The sequence below is a fragment of the Bacillus rugosus genome, from assembly GCF_023238245.1.
Lineage (GTDB): Bacteria > Bacillota > Bacilli > Bacillales > Bacillaceae > Bacillus > Bacillus rugosus.
The window spans coordinates 1,815,942-1,841,204 of the sequence record NZ_CP096590.1 but is presented as its reverse complement, the minus strand read 5'-3'; the positions used below and the strand labels follow the sequence as shown (position 1 = coordinate 1,841,204).

The window sequence follows — 25,263 nt, the reverse complement described above, 5'->3', positions numbered from 1 at the left end:
TAATCCATCGCTTCCCGGCCGGTCTGGAGTGTATATGCCATATCCTCCAGATCGATGTCTTCAAGCGAACTTGCGAAATCTTTCATTGCTTTTGCATAGGCCTTCAATTGCTGTTCTTTTTTCGCTGAGAGCACAAATAATGTTGAATGCTGCTTTGTTAATCGATCATTCCTTTTTTCAGGCTGATATTCTTCTATAACAATGTGGGCATTCGTCCCGCTATATCCGAAAGAGCTGACACAGGCTCTCCTCGGTTTTCCATCGGCCGATTCCCAAGGCTTAAGCTCCGTATTTACATATAAAGGAGAATGCTCAAATTGAAAATGCTCATTCGGTGTTGTGAAGTTCAAGGTTGGCACCAGTGTTTTGTGATTCATACACAATAACACTTTTTGAACACTGGCTACTCCGGCCGCCGCGGATGTATGTCCAATGTTGCTTTTAACTGAGCCGATTGCACAAAACTGTTTTTTGTCTGTTTTTTCTTGAAATACGGTGGACAAAGCCTCTAATTCAATTGGATCGCCTTGTTTTGTTCCGGTGCCATGCATTTCTGCATAACTGATACTCTCAGGATGTATGCCGTATGTTTCATATATGCCTCTTTCCAGATCCATTTGGCTTTTCGCACTCGGTGCCGTGATTCCGTTTGTTTTCCCGTCTTGATTAATGCCAGAGCCAATGATGATGCCATAAATATGGTCACGGTCCGCTTCCGCATCTTTCAGCCTTTTCAGTACCAGCGCACCCGCACCCTCGCCGGGCACAAAACCATTCGCGCCATTATCAAATGCTTTACATTGTCCATCAGGTGAGAGCATGCCAGCTTCACACATACTGATGTAAGATTCCGGCGACAGGTATAAGCTGACACCGCCAACCAGCGCCATATCAATTTCTTTGTTTATGAGTGCCTGTCGCGCTAAATGAGTGCCCACCAATGAAGATGAGCATGCGGTGTCAATAGGAATAGCAGGCCCTTTTAAATTAAGAAAATACGGAATACGCGCCGCGGCGATCGCAAAGCTGTTCCCGGTGGCGTTTGCTCTTGCCTGCCGATTCAGCATAACCCCATATTCATTGCTCATAATGCCGAGATATACGCCGCATTTTTTCTCATTTAATGTTCGGGCGTTATATCCAGCGTCCTCAAAGGCTTTATAGCCTTCCTGCAAAAATATCCGATGCTGCGGGTCCATCAGTTCAGCTTCTGACGGCGGAATATTAAAAAACAACGGATCAAAATGTTCAATATCATCAAGCATCCCCATTGATTTACAATAGACTTTCCCTTTTTTGTTCAGAGCAGGATCATAGTATTTGTCAACGTCCCAACGTGATGTTGGAATGTCCCGAACGGCATTTCTCGCATGAACCAGGTTATCCCAATACTCTCTTACATTACTGGCACCCGGGTACCTTCCCGACATCCCGACAATGGCTATCGCATCCTCCCGGTGATCTTGATGAATAGGAGCCAGTTTCTTCTCATGTTCTTTCTTTATTGGGGATTGAACAGACTGAAGCGGACGCTTTGCCGGCTCTGCCTCAGGCAGTGCGGCCGGCTGTTTATCAGCTGCAGAGGCCTCATGCTGCTCTGTCATTTCTTGTTTTCTATTAAGATGCGTTCCAAGCTTAGACTTTAGCATTTCGGCAAAGTCTTGTATCGTTGGATAATCATACACTTTGGTGACTGAAAAGGACGTGCCATATTGCTTATTCACCGCTTTTATCCATTCAAGCCCAGTAATCGAGTCCATTCCGATATCAATGAATGCTTCGTCAATATCCACCTCATGCGGCTCCATGAATAACACATCTGCTATGCTTTCCCTCAATTCTTCATGCAGCGATTCAATTGTCCCAGTATATTGGCTTGATGCAGATATTTCAGCTGCTGCATATTGAATGGTTGCTGAAGCTTCTTCCTGCAACGGCTGATGATGCTCTAACGGCTGCAGGGAGATATTGTCCGGTTTAGCAGCAGGTGCTGCTGTTTTCTGTTTCATCGGCGCGTACATCTCCGTTTGGTTCGGAGCATCGCTTTCTGATATTTTCTCTCCGGCTTGTGCACTTAACTCATGTGCTAAGTAAACAGCGAAATCACGTGTTGTCGGGTAATCATAAACCTTGGTGACATTTAGTGATGTGCCATACTGTTTGTTTATTGCTTTTATCCATTCAAGCCCGGTAATTGAATCCATTCCGATATCAATGAATGCTTCGTCTGGGTCAACCTCGTTTTGTTCCATGTACAGCACTTCCGCTAAGCTCGCCGTCAGCGCATTGCACAATTCTTCCGCCGAGATCGTCTCTGTTTCTGTATCTGATGGATGCTGAGATGCTGTACGCTGCAAACGCTCCTGATGGGCCGGTAAAGGCTGTAACGTGATATTGGCAGGCTTGCCGCTGGCTTCCCTTACTATAGATGGCTTTTGTATGACCGGCTGTACTGTAAGAGCTGGTTCCACTGTTCTTTTTTCCTCAGCCTTTGTTGCATTGACTTCTATCCAATAGCGATCTCTTGCAAAAGGATAGGCGGGCAGACTGATGCGCTGCGGTTTTTGATCCTGATAGAGCGTGTTCCAGTCGATACGCAAGCCTCTTACCCAAAGGTCTAAAACCTTCGCGTACTTTCCTTTTTTCATCCATGCCTCGATTGTTTTTGACATATCTTCATCAGCTGTAAAAGCAGCAATGGATTCTTTGTTGCGCTTCACTTGTCCTCGATAGACAGATTCACGATTTTCTGTTTCGGAGATACATTCATTCAACTTTTCTTCAAGCTCCTGCATCGTTTCAACAACGAACGCCAGGCGATCATTCATCGCTTCACGTCCAACTTGCAGCGTATAGGCGATTCGGTGCAAATCTGTTTCAGCATATCTTTGTTCACGAATGGCATGCAGCAATCGTTCCGCCCGTTTCTGAAGTTTTTCCTCATTTTTTGCTGAGAGCACAATGACAGCCGGCTGTTTCCCTGCTAGAGAACGTTCCTGCTCAGGTTCCGGAACATACTCTTCTATTAAAATATGGGCGTTAACTCCCCCAGCGCCGAATGAAGAGATGCCTGCGATTCTAGGATATTCAATGTCTTTACCATTGACAGAAATGATCGGCCTCTTCCATTCTTCTAGCTCTTGCGGAACTTTAAACGGTGAGTTAAGGAAATCGATATTCGGGTTCAGCACATTTGAATGCAGGGAAGGCGCCAGCTGCCTGTATTTCATTTGGAGCAATACCTTCGTTAATCCTGCGATACCTGCTGCACTCTCACAGTGCCCGATATTTGATTTGGCTGAACCTATTGCACAAAATTGTTTGTCATTCGTTTGTTGCGTAAACACTTTGGATAGCCCTGTGATTTCAATAGGATCTCCGAGAGACGTTCCCGTGCCGTGTGCTTCGATATAACTGACTGCCCGCGGGTCAACCTTTGCTTCCACAAACGCCTTTTTGATCACATCAGCTTGGGCATTCGGGTTTGGAACTGAGTACCCGTTTGTTTTTCCTCCGTGGTTAATGGCTGTCCCCTTAATGATTCCATAAATGTGATCGCCATCTTCTAGAGCTTTAGACAATGGCTTAAGAAGCACTGCTCCAACGCCTTCTCCCGGCACATAGCCGTCTCCGCCCTTTCCGAAGCTTTCACATCGGCCTTTGCTGGACATAAATTTGTTCTGCCCAAGCATCAAATATTTATTTGGGTGGATTGAAACATTCACGCCCCCCGCGAAAGCCGCCTCACACTCTCCGCGCTGCAAGCTTTGGCAGGCCAAATGAATCGCAGTTAAGGAAGAAGAACACATGGTATCCAAAGCAATACTCGGCCCATGAAAATCAAAATAATAAGATACCCGGTTCGCGATGGATGATGGATTCCCTGTTAAAGCCAGAGACCTGCCACGCACCTGCTCTTGCGCTCCGTACAGCTGGTATTCTTCGTACATGACACCTACGTACACCCCGACGCTTCCGCCAAGCTCTGAATCACGCTTACGGCCGAGATGCTCCCTTGTATATCCTGCGTCTTCCATCGTTTCATACACGCACTGCAAAAATAAACGCTCCTGAGGGTCCATTAATTTTGCTTCACGCGGCGAAATATGGAAAAACGTCGGATCAAATTTGTCTACATCCTTCATGAAGCCGCCCCACTTGCTGTAGGTTTTTCCAGGCTTGTCCTTATCTTCATCATAATAGAGACTATGATCCCAGCGATCTACAGGAATTTCCGTAATACAGTCTCGTCCATCCCTCAGGTTTTCCCACAATTCATAGATGTTGTCTGCCTGAGGATAGCGCCCTGAGATACCGATAATCGCAATTTCCTCTGCTTCCTTTTCTCTAGGCTGCTTCTTCCCTTGTTCTTGCAAAGGAAAGAATCCAGACTTTCTTGGGACAACAGAGATTTCTCTCTTTTCAGGCTCTGAGTCTGTTTTTCTATTTTCCGCAGCTGAAGGTTTGTCTGTTTCAATTTCCAAGATGTCCAGCAGCTTTTCTCGGTGGAAATCGGTAAAATACCGGGTTAAGGACCGAATATCCTGGTACTCAAAGAACAATGTTTTAGACAAAGATCCAAATACTTTTTCTAATTGACCCGTTACATGCATGATCATAATAGAATCGATCCCATAATCCTCAAGAGGAGCTTCAGCGTCAATCTGGCTGGCTGGCAGCTTGATAACCGAAGAAAGCACTTGTACCATATAATTCTCCGCTTTTTCTCTCAATGTCTCTTCATCGACTCCTAGGACAATGTCTGCTTTTTCTGTATCCTGAATGTCATTTCTATTTTTCCTAATGCGAGATTGGCCTTGACCATGTCCTGTTTCATCTAAAAATGCACGAATCTGATTGGCAACACCTGATGCCACCAACAGCTGCGGCTTTCCTGACGCCCAGCCATGGTATAATGCCTGGATCCCATGCCCTGTTTCCATGGCCACCATGCCTGTTTCTCTTGTCAGCACCCTCGCAGTTTCATCATCAATACGCATGCCCCCGTCTTTCCACAGCGGCCAGCACACCGAAAGAGTTTTCCCGTAACGTTTGTGCAGCGCTGCTTGGCCATTTCGATATTCGCTGAATGCATTCATAAATGCATTCGCCATTGCGTAATCAGCCTGTCCCGCACTTCCCACTGCCCCGGCACCAGAGGAGAAAAGGATAAAGAAGTCGAGCGGAATATCTTTTGTTGCTTCATCAAGATGAATCAGACCGGCTACCTTTGGAGCGAGCACGGTATGAACTTCTTCTTTCGTTTTCTTAATAATGAAATTATCTTTTATCATACCGGCGCTATGAATAATGCCGTCTAAGCCTCCGTAAACGTTCTGGATCTCTTCTAATAAGGCATCAACAGCTTGTTTCTCTGTCAGATCCGCTTGTCTGTAAACCGCTTGGACGTCAAGTTTCTGTAAGGCTTGAAGCTTCGCCTGCTTCCTTTCATCGAGCGGAGAGCGTCCTGTCAGGATCACGACAGCATCCTTCGTTTGGTTTGCGATTTCATTTGCAAAGATGAAGCCAAGACCGCCTGCACCGCCTGTAATCAGATAAACACCTTTATCCTTCCATGGCATGTCAGCACTCAGGTGCTCACCAGACATTTCTTTCCAATTGCTTACAAACCGTTTTCCTTGCCAGTAGCGGATATGCGTGTCACGAGGACAGCGTCTGTTTTCTTCCAATATTTCAAACAGCTCATTAGCAGACATCCCGGTGTCCAATTCAATCAGCTGCCCTGTCAGTTTTGGGTTTTCTAGTTCAGCCGTTTTGAGCAGTCCGGTTAAGCCGCTTAATAGCTGCGGCTCGTTTAATGCAGGCACCGCCACTTGAATGAATGTATGTCCCCCTGTTTTCGAGTGCAGCAGCTGCTTAACTTCTTCAAATAACTGTACGGCGTATGCTTCAAACCGTTCATCAATTGTCTCTGCATAATGCTGCAGTACTGTACAGTCAAGATCATTTCGGATGTTTTCTTCTCCAAAATCACAGATAACGATTTTATGTGTCTCGTATGCTGTAAAATCATTCTTCTCGGCAAGACCGTTTTCTTCCAATACGTGTTCAAATAGCAGCGTGTCAATTGTCTCAGAAGGATTTTTTGCATCTTCTATCACTCTTGCAGAATAACCCTTCATTCGCACGCAAATCTGCCCCTCTTCATTGCACAAATCGATATCAAGCTTCTGCATACGTTCCCCAGCTCCACTGCCCTCGCTGTATGTGATCCGCACCCACATAGACGCCTCGCAGCCTTTGAAAATTTGGACATCCTGTAATGCAAAAGGCAGCATGGCCTTTGTGTTTGCTAAACTCGAATCGTCTCCCAGTCTCAAACCGATAGATGCTTGAAATGCCGAATCTATCATGCTCGGATGCAGAACATAATGGTTTTGCGTACCGGAGATCACAGTCGGCATCGTCAATTTCGCAAGAACTCCGTTTTTGCCGGCATATATGCTGTCGATCGCTCTATGGCTATCACCATAATGAATGCCCATTTCTGCATAAGCCTCGTAGCAATCGGAAGGTGACAGAATCCGCTCATCATTATTTGCCTTCAGTTCTTCAATGTCTATGAGCGGAGATTCATCAGCCTCACAAGGCACTGCACTCCCTTGTCCGTATACAACCGGCGCTTTCTCTGCGCTTTCAGTCTCCTGGCAGATTTCGAATGCAATCTCACCATTGTCCTCAGGATATAAACGTATGTGTATGTCTACTTGCTGTTCTGTGACGGCAAACGGCCGAACCCAGACGATATTCCGGAGCCGGAATCCTGTTGGGAACTGATCTGCAGCTGCCTTTTCCACGGCTGCACGAACCATTTCCAATAAAGCTGCACCGGGTAAAACACGCTCGCCATTAATGACATGATCCTTTAAGAAAAATTCACGTCCGGTGAACGCTGAACGGAAGCGGACTCCCGACATGTCGGACACATTTTGATGCAGAAGAGGATGCAGGATGTGTCCTTCCTGCTTTGAACGATCTGCCGCCTCTGCTTTAGGCACCCAATAACGCACCTTCTCAAAAGGATATGTCGGCAAACTGATCCGTTTTGGTTTCTTTCTTTCATATAGAAGCTTCCAATCAACTGCAGATCCGTTCGCCCACTGCTCCGCAATCTGATAGAGTTTTCTTTGCTCCAGCAATTTATGTACCGTTTCTGCAGAAAGCGATAAATCGCTTCCTCTTGATAATCGTCCCATCCAGCAATTCTGAATGGATTCGTGCCCTTCTGCAAATGCCTTCAATTGACCTGCTAATTCTTGAATTCCGGCTGCAACAAAAGCAACTCGTTCTTCCATCGGTTCACGACCTACCTGCAATGTATAAGCCAAATCTCTAATCTGAATCCCTTCATGAAGAAAATCCAAGAGACGTTTTGCATATACACGAAGACGTTCTTGATTTCGAGCAGAAAGCGGGATAACAACAGGCATGTCAGAATCTGACGGCGTTGAAACGTCATGCTCATCTGTTTGAGGAATGTATTCCTCAAGGATAATATGGGCGTTTGAACCGGTCGCCCCGAAGGAACTGATACCCGCCCGGCGCGGATAAAGGATGTCTTCCTCTTTCTCCTTGATAACAGGCTGCTTCCACGTTTTTGTTTCATGCTGGACATAAAATGGAGACTTTGCAAAATCCACGTACGGATTCAGTTCTTCTGAATGCAAAGAAGGCACGAGTGTCTGATGGTGAAGCTGAAGGGCAACCTTGCTTAAACCGCTGATACCCGCGGCGGATTCAGCATGCCCGATGTTTGACTTAACAGAACCGATCGAACAGAACTGCCGATCCTCTGTATATTGACGGAATGCTTTCACCAACCCCTGTACTTCGATCGGATCTCCTAAGGACGTTCCGGTTCCATGCGCTTCCACATAACTGATCGTCCGCGGGTCAATTCCCGTTTTCTCCAAGCATGCCTCAATCAGATCAGCTTGAGAAACTGGACTCGGCACTGAAATGCCGCTTACAGTGCCCACATGGTTCACAGCACTTCCTTTAATCACAGCATAAATGCGATCTCCGTCTTCCTCCGCCTGGCGCAATGGCTTTAATAAAACCGCACCGATTCCTTCGGCCGGCACATAACCGTCTCCACCCTTGCCAAATGTACGGCAGTGCCCGTCAGTGGAAAACATATCCCAGACCCCGTATGTCATATATTTATTAGGATGCAGGGACAGGTTCACTCCGCCCGCTAACGCGACATCACACTCACCGTGCCGAATGCTTTCCAACGCCAGATGTACAGCAGTCAGAGAAGAGGAGCATACCGTATCGACCGCCATGCTCGGACCGTGGAAATTACAAAAGTAAGATACACGATTGGCAATTTGCGCATAGTTCAGCGAGAGAGGAAACACATTTTCCGCTGATGATTCTTCAGCGCCGACTAATGTATAATCCTTATGCATGACGCCCGCAAAAACTCCTACATGCTGCCTTTTGTTCCGTCCTTTAGGCTTGGCCAAAGTCTTTGGTGTGTAGCCTGCATCCTCAATCGTTTCCCAGCAGGTTTCTAAAAACAACCGCTCCTGAGGGTCCATGGTCTCTGCTTCTCTCGGCGTGATTCTGAAAAATTGAGGATCGAAGCAGTCTGGATCATCAATAAATCCGCCCCATTTGGAAATGTCCTTACCCGAAGGAGATGTGATTCCGTCAAAGCGCCGCCAATCCCAGCGCGACTCAGGAACCTCGCTAATGCAATCTTTGCCCTCTTTCAGATTGTTCCAGAATTCATGAATATTATTTGCCTTCGGATACCTGCCCGCCAAGCCGATAATGGCAATGTCGCCTGCTGTCTCAGAAGGTACACGAGAACATTCTTTACGTCCGCTTGTCTTCCGGCCTTCGGCAGCCTTATCGCCGATTATGCTATCGGAGGTGTGCTCTCTTTCATTTTGATCAAGGGAACCAGCGGCACTAAAATGCTCAGCATATTCCTCGGCAAGAAATGCTGACAACTCGGCAATGGTGGTATGCTCAAACAAGAGAGTCGGCGAAAGGCTCTCACCGATCTTGTCACTGATGGTTTCTACCACTTCAAGCAAGCCTGATGAATTCAGTCCCATTTGGTAATAGCCGACCTGCTTTTCAATCTGTTCGATCGGTTTATTTATTTTGTCTGCGATTAATTGGCTTACGAACTGTTCAGCCTCGCCATAGGCCCCCATACTGCCGGATGGAGATACCGTTTCAGCAGCTTGAGTATGCTCGGCTGTGTCCTTTCCCGTCTCTTGTTTCTCCTCTACATCCTGTTGCTTTCCGCTAATCAGCTCCGCTTCACGCACTAGTTTGCTTGTGAAGTTTTTCAGTTCAGCCACTTTTTCTCCGTAAGCATTGAAAAATTCAAGTGTTACATAAATCAGCTCTTTTTCCTGACGGACGGAGGAGCGCTTTATTCTCGTCATGCAATGTGTCTGTAAAAGTGCTGAAGCGGTAAAGGATTCATAGAACAGAGGCAAATACAGCCTCTGTTCTCCTTTAAGCAAAGATGTGAGCAAATTGTTGGCACCTACCCCGCTCCCGTCTATGAGAGTCGGATGAAACATAAAGCCTTCTGCGTGATGCATGGCTTCCAAGCCAAGAGAAAGATCAAGAAGGACGCCGTCTTCCTCTTCATAGATGTGACCGCTGGCTTTCATATATTCGCTGTGCACTAACTCCTGACGTCTGCATTGTTCATATACATCATCAAGCTTAACAACGTTTTGCGCAGCTGCTTTCATCTGATTAAGATCCAGTGTTTCTTCAAATACAGCCGGAGAGTGGGCGTGCATGTCAGCCTTCATATAGAGCTTTTCTTCTGAAGCTTTATTCCCATCACGTTTTTCAAAGCCTTTAGCTGTGATTTGCCACCTTCCTTCTTTTTTCTCCGTACATTGGACATTGAGAATGATCACCGCATTCTGTTGCACAGTCAGCGGCTGATAGATGGACAAATTCCGCAGCTGAAGCTCTGAGCAGGCGTAGCCGTTTTCTCTGAAAATCTGGTAGATCATATCAATATAAGCCAATCCCGGCAGGACATTTTGTCCGTAAACCACATGGTGATAAATAAACGGATTTTTTAACGATAATGTGAGTTGTTTCGTTATATTTTTCACGTTAGACCTCCACCTCATAAGTATCCCATATGTTTGCCGCATCCACTTTTAAGGTCTCCGCTTCCGGCTTTGACTCGCCAGGCGAAAACGCCCGTTTCTTTAATTGAGGAGGCGATATTGGACTGCGCTTGTTGGCACGTTTTTCATCTTCTTCCCACGCCTCTACGATGACATGAGCATTCGTCCCCCCATCGGCAAAACAGTTGATGGCCGCTGCTGGCCGCGAATCTGTCCATTTTTCCAGCGTTCGGGTGAACGTGATATTCGCTTTTTGTTGATCGAAATGCGCCATCTCTTTTTCACCTGATAAAAATGGAACAAATCGGCGCTCTTTCAGCATCAGCACAACCTTAATAAAGCTGGCGATCCCTTCAGCACATAGCGGATGCCCGATGTTCGGCTTGATTGAGCCGAGAGAAAGAGGCGATGAGTGACCGGAGCGGTACACCGATTGGATCGCTTTCAGTTCAAGTAGATCGGTTACCATTGAACCTGACCCGTTTGCTTCAAGATAGCTGATGTCCTCTGGTTTTTTTCCGCTTTTGGCAAGCGCGTCTTTCATGACTTCCTTTTGCGCCTCCAGATTAGGTGTGGCCGGCCCTGCCGTTCTTCCGTCGTTATTGACCGAGGCCGCTTTCACGACAGCATATATGGTATCCCCATCTTCCATCGCTTGTTTTACCGTTTTTAACATGACCATTCCGACACCTTCACCCAACACAACTCCATCAGCACGCTCATCAAACACATGGAAAGATGAATGCTTGCTTAAAATGCCGCGCCGGTCGAACAGTCTGTGAGAAGCATCTGAGCTTAGTAAGCTGACACCGCCGACTAAGGCAGATTGAATATCTCTGCTGCGAAGAGCTTGAATGGCCATATTCATGCCGACCAAAGCTGACGAACAGGCTGTATCTACTACAACACTCGGGCCGCGGACATCAAAAAATTGTGAAATATTAGCCGCTAAATAATTTTGGCCGACTGTCACGATCGGATTCTTAGCATGATCAAGACTCTCTTCATTAGGTTTGTGCTGGCTTCTGCCTCCAATATAAACGCCGACTGGCTTTCCCTTTATTTCCTCAGGTGTATACCCAGCGTGATACAAGAGTTTCAGACACTCTTCCAATACGAGTAATGCTTGCGGGTCCATCGCCCTTACATCATCTTCATGAAGCAGAAAGAAATCAGGATCAAAGTGGCTGGCGTCATGAATCACGCCGGCATAATATGGCGTTTTACAGCCCCAGCGCTCTGCCGGAACCGGACCGATTGACGAACGTCCCTCAGATAGTAACGACCAATAGGTTTCCAGCGTATCTGCTCCCGGAAAGCGGCAAGACAGCCCGACAACGGCTATATCTTCAGCATGAGAGTCCGGTGCAAGAGGCGCCGGCGCCTGTATCTGGGCGGCAGGAGCACGCTCCTTCGCAGTGGCAGATACGCCTGCCTCCATTTTGTTCTCCACAGCTGATGATGTATCCGATATCCTGCTCCCGAATAGAGCCGACAGCGTTTCGGAATATGAGCCGAGCAGCCAACCTGCAAATCTTTGAATTGTCGGGTATTCATATAGAATAGATGGATCGAGCGCTGCTTCTAATTTGCGGTTTATACGCTGAAGCACCTGCGTCAAAATGATCGAATCCACCCCATAATCTTGAAATAATCCGTCAATCTCAAAGTCTTCATGATCAATTCTCAGCTCTTCAGTAAACAAATCAACAAGCCAGGACTGTGTTTCAGATAATAGCTCCTCACTCTTGGAAATTGCATCGATCTCTTCGTTATCTTTCGCCTGCGGGCTTTGCAAATTCGATTCCCGCAAACCGTCCTCATGCCGCTTCCTCCGCTTCATCAGCAGCTCCGGCTCCCAATTTGTTTGATTCGCTATCGCAGGGAGAACAACTGGTTCGAGCGATTTCGATAAGATTTGATCTAGAAAACGTAAACCTTCTGTATTCGTAATGCTCAGCAAGCCACTTTCTCGATATGCATCATTTGTCACTTCACCCATACCAGTTTCTTTCCAGTTCGGCCACTGAACACTGATGATCGGGGTATTTCTCTGATGTGCTGCCGCAAAATAATCCATATAGCTATTCGCCATAGCATAGTCAGCTTGTCCTGCCGAAAGCTGCGGAATAATAGCTGAAACAGAAGAAAACAATACAAAAAACTGTAATGGCTCGTTGCACACGTGGCGATAAAGCGTTGTAAGACCTGATACTTTCGGCTCCAGCACCCGCTGAATATCATCGGCCGTTTTTCGGATGAACGCCAGCGTATCCATATCCGTCAGACCTGCACAATGAATGACACCGCCAATCGGCCCTAAAGTTTTCCTGATATGTTGCAGCGTTTGCTCAACATGAGCATCATCAGACAAAGTAAGGGACAGCATTTGCACTTGCACACCCTGCGCTTCCAGCTCCCGCACTGCCTGGATTTTCTCTGCCGCGGAAGCGTTTAATGTCTCAAAACGAGCCCACTCTTCTCGTAGAGGAAGCTGCTCTCGTCCGGTCAGCACCAGCTTTTTCACTCCATAGCGCTCCGCAAAATGCCGGGCGCATAATAATCCGATGCCTCGCGTCCCGCCTGTAATGAAAAGCACATGATCTTTAGGAAAGGTCATCCTTTGTTCGGCCCCCTGATCTGTTTCAGGATGCGCTTTTAGAAAAGCCTGATACCGCAAACCGTCTCTGTAGCAAACCTCCGAATCGTAAGAATCTGAATAAAACTCATCTGCGATCTGCTTCGCGAGACGATGATGATCAATGACCTCCTCTGCATCCATATGCCTTGATGTAAGGTGACTATACTCGCTTTGAAGCATCCGATACAAGCCAGCTCGTGAGGCGCCCGCCATCCGGACAGATGTGTTTTGAAACGATTCAAGCCCCTTCGTCACACAAAGCAGCCTAAGTCCCTCTTTATGTCCGAATTCAACCAGTCTTTGCACCCATTCAATCCAATCCAGCCTGTCTTCATCATGTTCACTGCAGCCGATGACATCCACAAGGCCGTCAAACTCTTTCCAATCGATGTCTGACTGATAACCGTCTATCCGGCTCACGTCTATTAAAAGATGGTTCGGAAAATACACAGATACTTTAGCTGCCAAATCTGCTGTCTCTCGATTGCTCAGGATGGCAACCGTTCGTGTCCCCGGCACTGTTGAGACAACCGGGCTCAGACTCCATTGTTTTGTCAAAAAACACGCGGTGCGCTTTTCTCTAGTAACTAGTTCTATCTTGTCCGGTTCTGAATGTTCCTTTGCCGGTACCCAATAGTGATCCTTCGCAAATGGATATGAAGGGAGACTGATCAGGCGCGGTTTGGTCTCACCGTATAATGTATTCCACTGGATCGCCACGCCTTTGACCCATAAATCTGCAAGTTTGGCGTATTTTCTTTTTCTGATCCAAGCATCAATTGCCATTGCCATATCCTCATCTGCGGTAAAAATGGCCTGGGTTTCTTTATTTCGATGAGACTGTCCCCGGAAGAATTCTTCAGTTTCTTCCTTACCGTCAACAAACGCCTGCAGTTTCTCTTCAAGTTCCTGAACCGTCCCCGTAATACACGCAAGACGTTCATCCATTTCTTCTCGCCCAACTTGCAGTGTGTAAGCGATGCGGGGCAAATCTTGATCTGTATATTTTTTCTTGCGGATCGCCTCCAGTAATTGCGAAGCACGATCCATGAGCCTGTTTTTATTTTTTGCCGACAGCACAATCACGTTTGGCTGTTCTGATGCCGTTTGTTCTGAATTGGCTTTTGGCACATATTCTTCAACCACAATATGTGCGTTTACGCCGCCAATCCCAAACGAACTGATTCCGGCGCGGCGCGGAAACTCGTTTCCGTCACGATCTGTGACAGTCTTCCAATCCTGTTTTTCCTGAACGATGTAAAACGGACTGTCAGCCAGCTGAAGATAAGGATTAAGCGTCTCGCAATGCAGGCTTTTCACTAACGTTTTATGTTTCATTTGCAGTAGCACTTTGATTAGGCCAGAGATACCTGCGGCAAGCTCTAAATGGCCGATATTACTTTTAACTGAGCCGATGCCGCAATGATGATTTGGAATGTCCAGCTCGCTGCTGTCTCTGTTATTGGTTAGTTCCTTAAAAGCCGCCTTCAGCCCGTTTATTTCAATCGGATCCCCCAATTCAGTCCCTGTTCCATGTGCTTCGATATATGTGACCGTGCTTGGGTCTATGCCTGCTTGGCGATATGCACGCACTAACAGATCAGCTTGGGCTTTTGGATTAGGCGATGTTAGGGTATTGGCTCTTCCGCCGTGATTTTCCGCCGTCCCCCGAATAACGCCATAAATGTGATTCCCAGCGCGCTCGGCATCTGACAGCTTTTTCAGCATGACCATTCCGACACCTTCGCCTCTGACATAACCATTCGCATCGGCGGAGAAAGTTTTACACCTGCCGTCTTTGCTGAGCATGCCCGCCTTGCTGTAGCTAATGTGCGCCTCTTCGGTCAGGATCGTGTTTACGCCTCCTGCAATTGCCATCTCACAATTGCCGCTTTGCATCGCAGTCACAGCACGGTGAATGGCTACAAGAGAGCTGGAACAAGCTGTTTCGATTGGCTCGCTCGGACCGTGGATGTTTAAAAAATAACTCATTCTATTCGGGCCGACCGAAGGAATCATATGACCTGTAGCCGCATGGCCTTCAATCGGAAGATTCGCTCTATGGAATAGATCTTTATAGCCTGTGTTGCCTGTGCCGATAAAGATACCCGTCCCTGTACCAGAAAGGCGTTGCGGCGAGCACCCCGCATCTTCGAGTGCCTTCCATACATATGTCATTAACAGACGCTGCTGCGGGTCGACATAATTGGCTTCTCGCGGCGATATACCAAAAAACAACGGATCAAACTCTGCTACACCATCAATAAACCCGCCCCATTTGATGTCGGTTTTATTGGCTTCTGTGTCAGGGTTTCCATAATGCTCACGCCAATCCCATCGGTCTTTTGGAACTTCTGTGATACAGTCTTTGCCTTCCTCAAGGTTTTTCCAAAATTCATCTATATCCAAAGCGCCAGGGAAGCAGCCGCTGATGCCGACAATCGCAATCGGCTCAAAATCGACAGTCTGTTTTTTGTTTCTTTCTTCTTTTGTAATGACAGGCTGTGTAAAGCGGTGCTTTCTTCGCGCTGTCATTTTCGGAACTTCAGAGGATATTGTCTGCAACTCTTCTTGCCCCGCTGATTTTTCGCGCTCCTGTGTAAAAGATTCCTTGTGTTCATCTATCAAATATTCAGCCAGGCTTTGAATGCTTCCATATTCAAAGAAAATGGTCGGCGTTAATTCCAATTGATATGCCTCGTTAATCTGATTTGTAAAGACCGTAAATGTAACCGAATCAAATCCGTATTCACTCAGATCTGTATTGACATCAATATCTTCACTATCTACTTTTAAAATCGCACTGACCATGTTGCTTAATGATGTACTCAGGCTGTTTAAACTGTGCAATGAGCTTGACCCTTCTTCTGTGTCATTAACAGCAGGATCTCGATTCCATTCACCCGGATACGTGGCAATTACATATTCAGCCAGGCTTTGGATGCTTCCATATTCGAAGAAAATGGTCGGCGTTAGTTCAAATTCGTATGCTTCATTGATCTTGTTCGTAAAGACAGTGAATGTAACCGAATCGAATCCGTACTCACTCAGCTCAGTATTGACATCGATATCATCAGTGTTTACTTTTAAAATCGCTCCAACCATTTGAATCAAAGACGCTTCTAATGTTTGAGTTTGACCGTGAGCCTGATCTGCGTTTTTCTGCCCCTTTCGTTTGGCTGTCGTTTCTGCAGAAAGCAGTTTTTGCTTCATTTTCGGAAGCTGTCCTTCCATCACAAACACTTGCGGCTTTTCAGATGCTATTCCTTGATAAAATGCCTCCAAAGCGCTATTTGTTGGCATCGGGACCATTCCCATTGTTTTCAGCATTCTCTGCTCAACTTCAGCGCCGACTTGCATACCGCCTTCTTTCCATAGCGGCCAGTTGAAGGAAATGGTTGAGCCGAATCGCTTCTTCGATACCACAAGAGAACGGCGGTATGCAGCAAATGCATCCATAAACGTATTGGCTGCCGCATAATCGGCTTGTCCAGCGTTTCCTAAACATCCGGAAACAGATGAGGATAAAATGAAAAAGTCCAATGGAAAATCCTTGCTGTATTCGTCTACATGTAACAACCCGCTCACTTTTGGCTGTAACACTTCTTGAAACTCTTCATTCGTCTTATGAACGATGAAGTGATCTTTAATGCTGCCTGCACCGTGAATGATTCCGTTAAGAGTGCCATGCTCTTCTTTGATTTCCTTCATAAGACGACGAACCGCCTGCTGATCACTTACATCAGCTTCCCGATAGACGACCTCTGCTCCCATGTCTCGAAGATCCTTCAGCTCGTTTTCCTTATGCTCACTCAAAACAGAGCGCCCCGTCAGAACGATGGTGGACCGAACGGTTCGATTGGCAATTTCCTTTGCAAATAGAAGGCCTAAGCTTCCTGCTCCGCCTGTAATCAGATAAACACCCTCGTCTCTCCACGGCATATGAAGCTCCTCAGCTGAAGGCAGCGCCGTTTCCCGCCAGCCTTTCACAAAACGGTTTCCATTCTCATATCGAATCTGTTTATCTCCAGGCCTCCAACTATCTTCTATCAGCTTGAGATGAAGGTCATTCATCTCTTCAGGTTTCTCGATCTCGATGACCTGAGCTGTAAGTTTGCTAAACTCTAATTCAGTTGTTTTAAGCAAACCGGAAACACCGGCAAACAATTGTTTCTCTTTTTCCAGCGGAACGAGGGCTTGAATGATGATACGGCCGGCAGAATGCTCACGGATCTTTCTTTTCATGAGCTCAAACACGTTCTGCGCGTATAACTGATAACGTTCTGCAATATGCCCTTCAGCTTCATTCAAAGTTATGACACGGGCATCCTTCATGTTTGATACAAGGCTGTCTTTAACACTTCGTTCAGTTTCAAAGAGAACAACGATATGCTCTGCGAATGAAAGATCATCGTCCACAAATCCGCCATTCTGTTCTCTCCATACCGGCTCGAGCATTAAGCGTTCATGCCGCGGTGAAGGCTTTGATGAATGAACCTCCCCTTCCAGCACTCTCGTGGAGAACCCTTTAATTCTGACACATACGTCTCCGCTCTCGTCAATGAGATCGATATCCGCTCTCTGAACAATATCCCCGGAGTGATGGCTGTCACTTAAGTGAGCATAAGCCCACATAGAAGACGAACATCCTTTGATTACCTCAAGCTCCTCAAGCGCAAACGGCAAAATCAGCTTTTGATCCGTCAATTCCTGCATGATGCATATTGTTGCCGTCTGCAAGGCGGAGTCCATGATACTTGGGTGCAGCACAAACTGTTCCTTCGTTCCAGAAACGATTTCTGGAAGCTGCAGCTGCGCCAAAACCTCTCTGTTTCCTATATCCACATTCTTAATTCCTTGAAAGGCCGGACCATGGAACATCCCTCTGCTTCTGCCTTCTTCGTAAAATTGATCAGGCGACATCTTTCCTTTGACGCAACGGCGTGATATTTCCGCGAGATCTGCGACCGGCGTTTCGGCTGCAGATACCAGCTCCGCACTGCCTTGACTATGAATAACCGGGTCGGCCCCGTCTTCCTGTGTACTGTAAATGTCAAAAGTGATTTTCCCATCTTCTTCTGGAAATAGACCAATATCCACTTGAGCCGATTGTTTATCAACCACAACAGGCTGAACCCAGACTGTATGATTCAATCTGATTCTGCCCCCTCGGCCAGTATTGCTTCCTGTCGCCTGCTTGATAGCCGCGTGCGCCATTTCAAGGTACGCAACACCTGGTAGCACCGGCTTTCCTCTTACCACATGGTCTCTCAGAAAGAATTCCTCACCAGTGAAAACCGAACTGAATTTCTGTTCAGAAAAATCAGATGTATTCTGATGGAGCAGCGGATGAATGGAACCGATCTCTGTCAGATTTGCGGATATGTGACGTGACGGCTTACGGTCATCCTGCGACGGCCAGTATCGTTCCTTTGCAAATGGATATGTCGGCAGACTCATTCTGTATGGGCGCTCACCTTTGTAAAGCTGCATCCAATCCATATGCGCCCCCTTGCTCCAAATTTCCGCAAGCTTGTTTACTTTTCCTTTGGCCATCCAATTTCGGATCAGTTCCGCACTATCCTCGTCCTCCGTCAGCCATGACATCTCCCTGTCATGGTTCTTACTTCCTTGAAAACAGCCTTCAATCGCTTTTTTTCCATTGATAAAATCTGTGAGCTTTTGTTTTAACTCATTCACATGATCGGCAGTAAAAGCAACGCGATGCTCCATCGCTTCCCGCCCGACCTGCAGGGTATACGCAAAATCAGGCAGCTGACCGTCCTCAAGCCCTCTTCTTTCCAAATAGGCCAGAATATCTTGCACATACTCTTGCAGCCTCTCTTTATTTTTGGCCGAGACCGGTATGATGCAGGTCCCGTCTACCTTTTTCTTGTCAGCATCCCTTTTGTATTGCTCGAAAATCGCATGCGTATTTGTCCCGCCAAGACCGAACGAGCTTAGTGCGGCCCTGTGTGTTTTACTATCACGGCTTAACGTTTTCTTTTGATCAACGACGTAAAAAGGAGAGCTGGCTAAGTCTGTATTTGGGTTCGGCTCCTTATAATTAAGGCTCGGTGCAAGCTCCTGATGGTAAAGACTCATCACGACCTTAATGCAGCCAGCCAGACCGGCGGCCGTATCTAAATGTCCGATATTGGTTTTCACCGACCCAATGCCGCAGAATTGCGTTTTATTTGTGTATTGCCTGTAAACGTTCGTTAAAGCTGCCAGCTCGATTGGATCGCCCAGCTTCGTTCCGGTTCCGTGCGCTTCCACATAGCAGATGGATTCAGGCTGTATCTTCGTTTGATTCATGACCTGTTGCACCACGTCAGCCTGCCCTTTGACACTCGGAGCATAAAAACCGACTTTGTCAGCGCCGTCGTTATTTACACCTATGCCTCTCAGCAAAGCATAGATATGATCCCCGTCCTTTACAGCATCAGCCGCTTTTTTCAGTAATACTACGGCAACACCCTCACCGCCTATCATTCCGTCAGCTGAGGCATCAAAAGCTTTAATATGTCCATCACTCGAAAAGTTCAGTCCCGGCTGATGCATATATCCGATATTTGACTCGGTGTGCAGTGTTGCACCGCCTACTAAAGCATAAGCAGATTCCCCTGACATCAGGCTTTTAAAAGCAGAATGCAAACCAATCAGGGACGATGAACAGTTGGCATGGACGAAATAGCTTGGCCCTTTCAGCCCGAGCTTATGAGAAATCATTGTTGGGATCGTCCCGCTCTGCGCAAGCACCCACGAGACATAGCCGTCAGGCGTTTCCAGACTCTCTGTTGTATCGGACGGCAGCAGCGCGCGGTAAGAATTATTGCTTGCCGACATAAAAACACTGGTTTGCGGAATCTGTTTCGCAGCATAACCCGCATCTTCTATTGCTTTCCATGAGTGAGTCAGCAGCATCCGAAGCTGCGGGTCCATAAATTCAGCGTCTTTAGGAGAGATTTGAAAGAAGCCTGGGTCAAACCTGTCTTTCCCGTCAATTGATGATTTAACCGGGACATAGCTGGCATTCTCCGCGATCTCCTCCGAAATACCAAAATGCTGAAGCTCTTCTTTACTGAAAAACGTGATGCTTTCCTTGCCGTCTCTGAGGTTCTCCCAAAACTCATCATGGTTTTTCGCCCCTGGAAATTCACATGATATGCCAATAATCGCCACACTATCCTCATAATAATCCGGGAGATCGCTCATCCGGGTGGACTGATCAATATGAGCTGCCGGCTCTGTCGTCATAGGGACACTTGTATCGGCTATCCGCTGTTCAACGATGTATTGGCTGATATTTTTGATCGTCGGGTACTCAAACAGGTCTGTGACAGAAAACTCACAGGATAGCTCTTGTTTGATGCGATCAGCCACAGTAACCGCGAGAAGCGAATCGCCACCAACATCAAAAAACCCGTCTTCCCATTCAATGTCACTCATTTTCAATACATCCTGCCAAATGGCGAAAACCGCTTCCTGAATGTTCAAAGGAGAGATCTCCCTTTGCTTTGGCTGCTTTGCAGTTAATTCGTTATTCTTAAGACTGTTTCTGTCTATCTTTCCGTTCGGTGTCAACGGCATATGGTCAAGCTGAATAAAATAAGAAGGCACCATATAGGCAGGCAAAACGTCTTTTATATAATGACGAAGCTCCCTCGCCGCAAGAGGTGCATTTGCATCTTTAGTTGTATAATAAGCAGCAAGCTTATCCATTCCATTCTCCTCAGCTGCGACAACGACGCAGTCCTGAACGCCGGGATGCTCACTGAGCCTGCTTTCAATATCGCCAAGTTCAATACGGAATCCGCGTATTTTCACCTGATTATCGATACGGCCTATATATTCAATTCGGCCTCCCGGAAGCCAGCGCGCCGTGTCTCCCGTTCTATAAAGCTTCGTTCCAGGCTCAAAAGGGCTGTCAATGAATCTCGAATTCGTTAATTCTCGCTTTTTGAAATAGCCCTTCGCCACGCCGTCTCCTGCTATGCAAAGCTCACCGGGAACGCCCACCGGTACTGGCGCAAGCTGAGAATCCGTAATATATATTTGTGTATTGGCGATAGGCCTTCCTATCGTGGCATGAGAGCATTCATCGTTTATACGCTGAACCGCTGACCAGATTGTTGTTTCGGTTGGCCCGAACATATTCCAGGCTTCGCTGCCCGTATGTAAGAAATATCGTTTTAATGTCTCCGGCAACGCTTCGCCTCCGCATAGAATTTTTACTCTTTCTTCATTTTCCCAGCCTGAATAAAAGAGCATCTTCCATGTAGCTGGGGTTGCCTGCATCACTGTCGGTTTGATCGTTTGGATGTCCCGTTTTAGTCTTTCAACGTCTTTTGTATGCTCCGTTTGACAAATATGGCAGTGTGCACCCTTTATCAATGGCAAATATAACTCCAGAGCTGCGATATCAAAACAATAGGTTGTGACAGCGAGCATTTTATCTTCTGGCGAAAGCCCCGGTGTTTCTCCCATTGAAACGAGAAAATTTGTCAAAGCTTTATGCGGTATCATGACGCCTTTTGGCTTTCCTGTGCTGCCGGATGTATAAATGACATATGCCAAGTGTTCCGGCGTGACAGTGCGTGTCAGCACTTTTCGATCAGAGGCTGTTTGTGCGATCTCATCCCAGTCTTGATCTACCAAAGCAGTCTTCACACCGTTCCAATTCAACGTATTTACTAATTCTGATGTCGTCAGTGCAATGGAAACTTCACTGTCCTCCAGCATGTATTCCAGTCGCTCAGCCGGATAGGACGGATCTAACGGTACATATGCTCCTCCTGCCTTGAGAATTGCCAATAATCCCACCAGCATATCCAGCGATCGATCCACATAGATTCCCGCCAGACGGTCAGGTCCCACTCCATGCGCCTGCAAATAAATGGCCAGCTGTGTACTTCTTTCATCGAGCTCCCGATACGTCAATGTGTGATTTTCATAGCTGACAGCCGCTCGATCAGGCGTCTTTTTCGCCTGCTGCTCAAATAATTCATGAAAACATGTATATGGGAACGTTTTGTCAGTCGTGTTCCATGTTTTGAGAATCATTTGCTCCTTAGCTTTAGGTAATAAAGAATACTCTTTTAAAGGCTGAGAAGGATTCAACATCACTTGTTCTGTCACACAAACAAAATGATCGAACATCGCAGTAATGGAAGCCGCATCAAACAGCGCAGTATCGTATTTGATGTTCAGCTCCATTTTTTCTTCTGTTTCCCACAGTTCAAATACTAGTTCGTATTCGCCCTCTTGATGAATACGCTCAACGAAATCGACAGAAAAGAAGTCAGCATAGCCGCTCAATAAGTTTTGATAGCTTCCAGATTGAAGAAAATTCTGATAGAAAAAAGCGGTTTGAAATATTGGTGAACCCGTTTGGCTGCGAGGAGCATTCAAATCCCTCACCATTTTCGGAAAAGGATAAGCTGCATGATCAAGCCCATCCAACATCGTTAATTGCAATTTTGAAATAAATTCAGAAAACGTGTCTGCCTGGTTCAGCTCACTTCGAATCGGGAGCATATTGAGAAAATGTCCAATAGAAGTATCAAATCTTTCTTCCGGTCTTACCATCGCCGGCATGCCGACAATCTGTTCCTTTTGGCCGGTATAACGGCCCAGCAGCATCATATAGCAGCTCAAGAATACCGTCGAAACATTCACAGAATGCTCTTCCGCAAACGTCCTGACCCGCCTCATGAAGCCGCTTGACAGCTGCCGGGTGTATGTATCCTCTTCAAACTCAGAATCAGCTGAACTTGTGCTGACCTTAGGCAGCTGAAGATTCGGCAAAGTTCCCGATAGCTGTTTCTGCCAGTATGAACGATGCTTCGCGCCGTCTTCTCCGGCTAATATGTTCTGCTCCCATGCCGCAAAATCATGATACATGGCAGGAGAAACTGACACTTCCGGCTGACGTCCTTCTAAAAGAAGCGTATAGCTGTCAAACAGACTTCGTATAAATGTTACAGATGAAACCCCGTCAAAAATCATATGGTGAATGACAACCAGTAACAAATGCTCTTGCTCAGATCTGGAAAAACTCATAACACGCATTAACGGGCTGTTTTCCTTTACATACGGTTCCTTAACTTTCTTTCTAAGAAAAGAAGGAATGGCAGACTCGTTCATTCCTGAGATGTCTTCTGTCTTGATTTCAAATGAAAGCGCTGGCTCATTTTTAAGAAATGGCACTCCGTCTTTCTCTTGGATGACGTGCTTTAAGATCGGATGCTGATTCATTACAAGGCTGAAAGCCTCTTGTAATGCTTCAAGGTGAAGCCCTGATGAAAATTTAAAACAGAGAGGTACGTGATATGCACTTTTTTCTGGTGACATTTTTTGCAATGTCCATAATCCTTTTTGAACCTCAGATAGGGGCTGAAAAGATGCCTGACTCTTTTCCGGTTCCGTTTTAGTGTCAGTACCCTCCCTGTCAGCAGACAAGCTGCTGATGTCTTCATGTTCAGATAGAAAGTGAGCCAAGCGTTCAATCGTAGGATACTTATGTATCTCTCTGGCTCTGAGTTTGATACGGTATTTTTTCTCGACCGACCGAATAAGTTTCATCATCTTGATAGAATTCACGCCAAGGCTCTGGATATTTGCTTTTGGCTCCACCCAATCGCGGGAAACGTACAGCTCCTCAATCAAACAGGTGAGCAGGTGCTCCTGTATCTCTTCTCTTAGTCTTTTCACATGGTCTGCTTGCTGAATCTCCCCGTCCTGAACCGTACCGTTCATCCGGTTGGATTTATGAAGCAAGTAGTCGAACTCACCATTTTCAAATGACGTTTTCAGCTGGGTGCGTTGAATCTTTCCGATAGCCGTTTTCGGAATCTCTTCTTTTTGGACCGGCAGCAAATATTCTGGGGTGACTCCGATCACCTGTGAGACATGGGATTGTATGTTTCTAAGAAGCTGAGACATCTGCTCGTCATTCATTTTTGCGGAAGCAACAAAGAAGATAGCCAGCTGATCCGTTGAATTCTGATCCACGCGGACTGCGCATGCAGCAGTATAAGAAGTTTCGATGTCCGGTAATTCTTCAACAGCAGACTCAATCGCATGACTGTAATAATTAATGCCATTAATGATAATTGCATCTTTCGTGCGCCCCGTTATGGTTAAGCGTCCGTTTCGCAAAAAGCCAAGATCTCCGGTTTCAAACCATCCATCTTCTGTAAACACACTCTCATTTAAATCTGGGCGCCGGTAATAACCGCTTGTAACGGAAAGACCGGAGACTTGAAAACGGCCAATCTCGCCTTCCTCAACCAATTCATTATGGTCATTCACAATTCTCATAGAGAAGCCAGGGATTGGGGAACCAATTTCGACAAAATGATCATCATCACTTGTTGAAGCCCGGGTAAACTCATGAGAAAAAATAACGCCCGATGAAGTTTCGGACATTCCCCACGCAGGTCGGATGGCATCAGCAGGCAGTCCATAAGGCTCTAAAAGCTCAAGCATTCTGCGGCCTACCTTGGCTACCATTGCTTCACCGCCATTGAGCATGTAACGCATTGAGGACAGATCCCATTTCCTGTTTTTCATTTCTTCTGCAAAATCAGTGACCAGACCGAACGCAAAATTCGGCGCCCACGTAACAGAAGCACGGTAATGATCAATCCAATCCAGCCATTTCAGCGGCTCCATTAAGATCGTTTCACTTGAGACGTTAATTTCTTGGCAGCCAAGATAGACATCCCGCAAATGCAGCATCCCGATGCCTCCGACATGATCAAACGGCATCCAGTTAAACGTGATATCCTCTCTGGTGAAGCCCTGCATTTGAATAATCCCTTTCACCATACTCATAATGTTTCGATGATTCAGCATAACTGCTTTGGGCGTTCCCGTACTGCCTGAAGTCAGCAATAATAGCGCTAAGTCTTCTGGACTGGATTGATGCCAATCCGTCTCTGCTTCAGCACTGATCAGATCCTCTAAAACAATTGCACGAAATCCTTCAAGGCTATGCTCTTTTGCCCAATCGAGCATTTCCTGGTGCATGTCCCGATCCGTAATCACCGCCGGCTTATCAAGAAGCGTCCATGCGTCTTTCAGCTTTTGAGTCCCGCTGCTCGATTCAGCATATGTTGGCGGAACGGCTAACGGAGCCGGAACAATTCCTGCTAAAACACACCCCCAGAATGCAGGGAGAAGCTGTGAATTGTCGCCAAGCTGCAAAATCACGTTTTGTTTTGCTTTCAGGCCTGATTGGCGGAGCCCCTTCACGATACGCAACGCATCATTCCACAATCGTCCATATGATTGGTACACTTCAGTTCCATCCGGCTGCAAATAAATGATTCCCTTTGCATCCCCAAGCTCCGCAGCCGTTCTGTATAAAACTTCAGGTATTGTTGCCGGCTGCTCTTCAGATAGATGTAAAGGCTCACCATAGCTGACAGAAGGATTAGCTAAAATGCGGGTATTATCATTATTTCTCAT

2 protein-coding genes (1 of these 2 cut by a window edge) are annotated in these 25,263 nt (G+C 46.6%); both read right to left on the bottom strand.

Annotated features, from left to right (window positions below):
* Nucleotides 1–10,145, bottom strand: partial view of a type I polyketide synthase gene (locus tag M0696_RS09275; protein WP_248602708.1) — the 5' portion only. It extends 3,535 nt beyond the left edge of the window; the window shows 10,145 of its 13,680 coding nt (coding positions 1–10,145); its start codon is at nt 10,143–10,145; the stop codon falls past the left edge of the window.
* Nucleotides 10,129–25,263, bottom strand: coding sequence for a non-ribosomal peptide synthetase (locus M0696_RS09270; protein ID WP_248602707.1), 15,135 nt, complete (start codon nt 25,261–25,263; stop codon nt 10,129–10,131). Before M0696_RS09270 ends, M0696_RS09275 begins: the two co-directional genes overlap by 17 nt.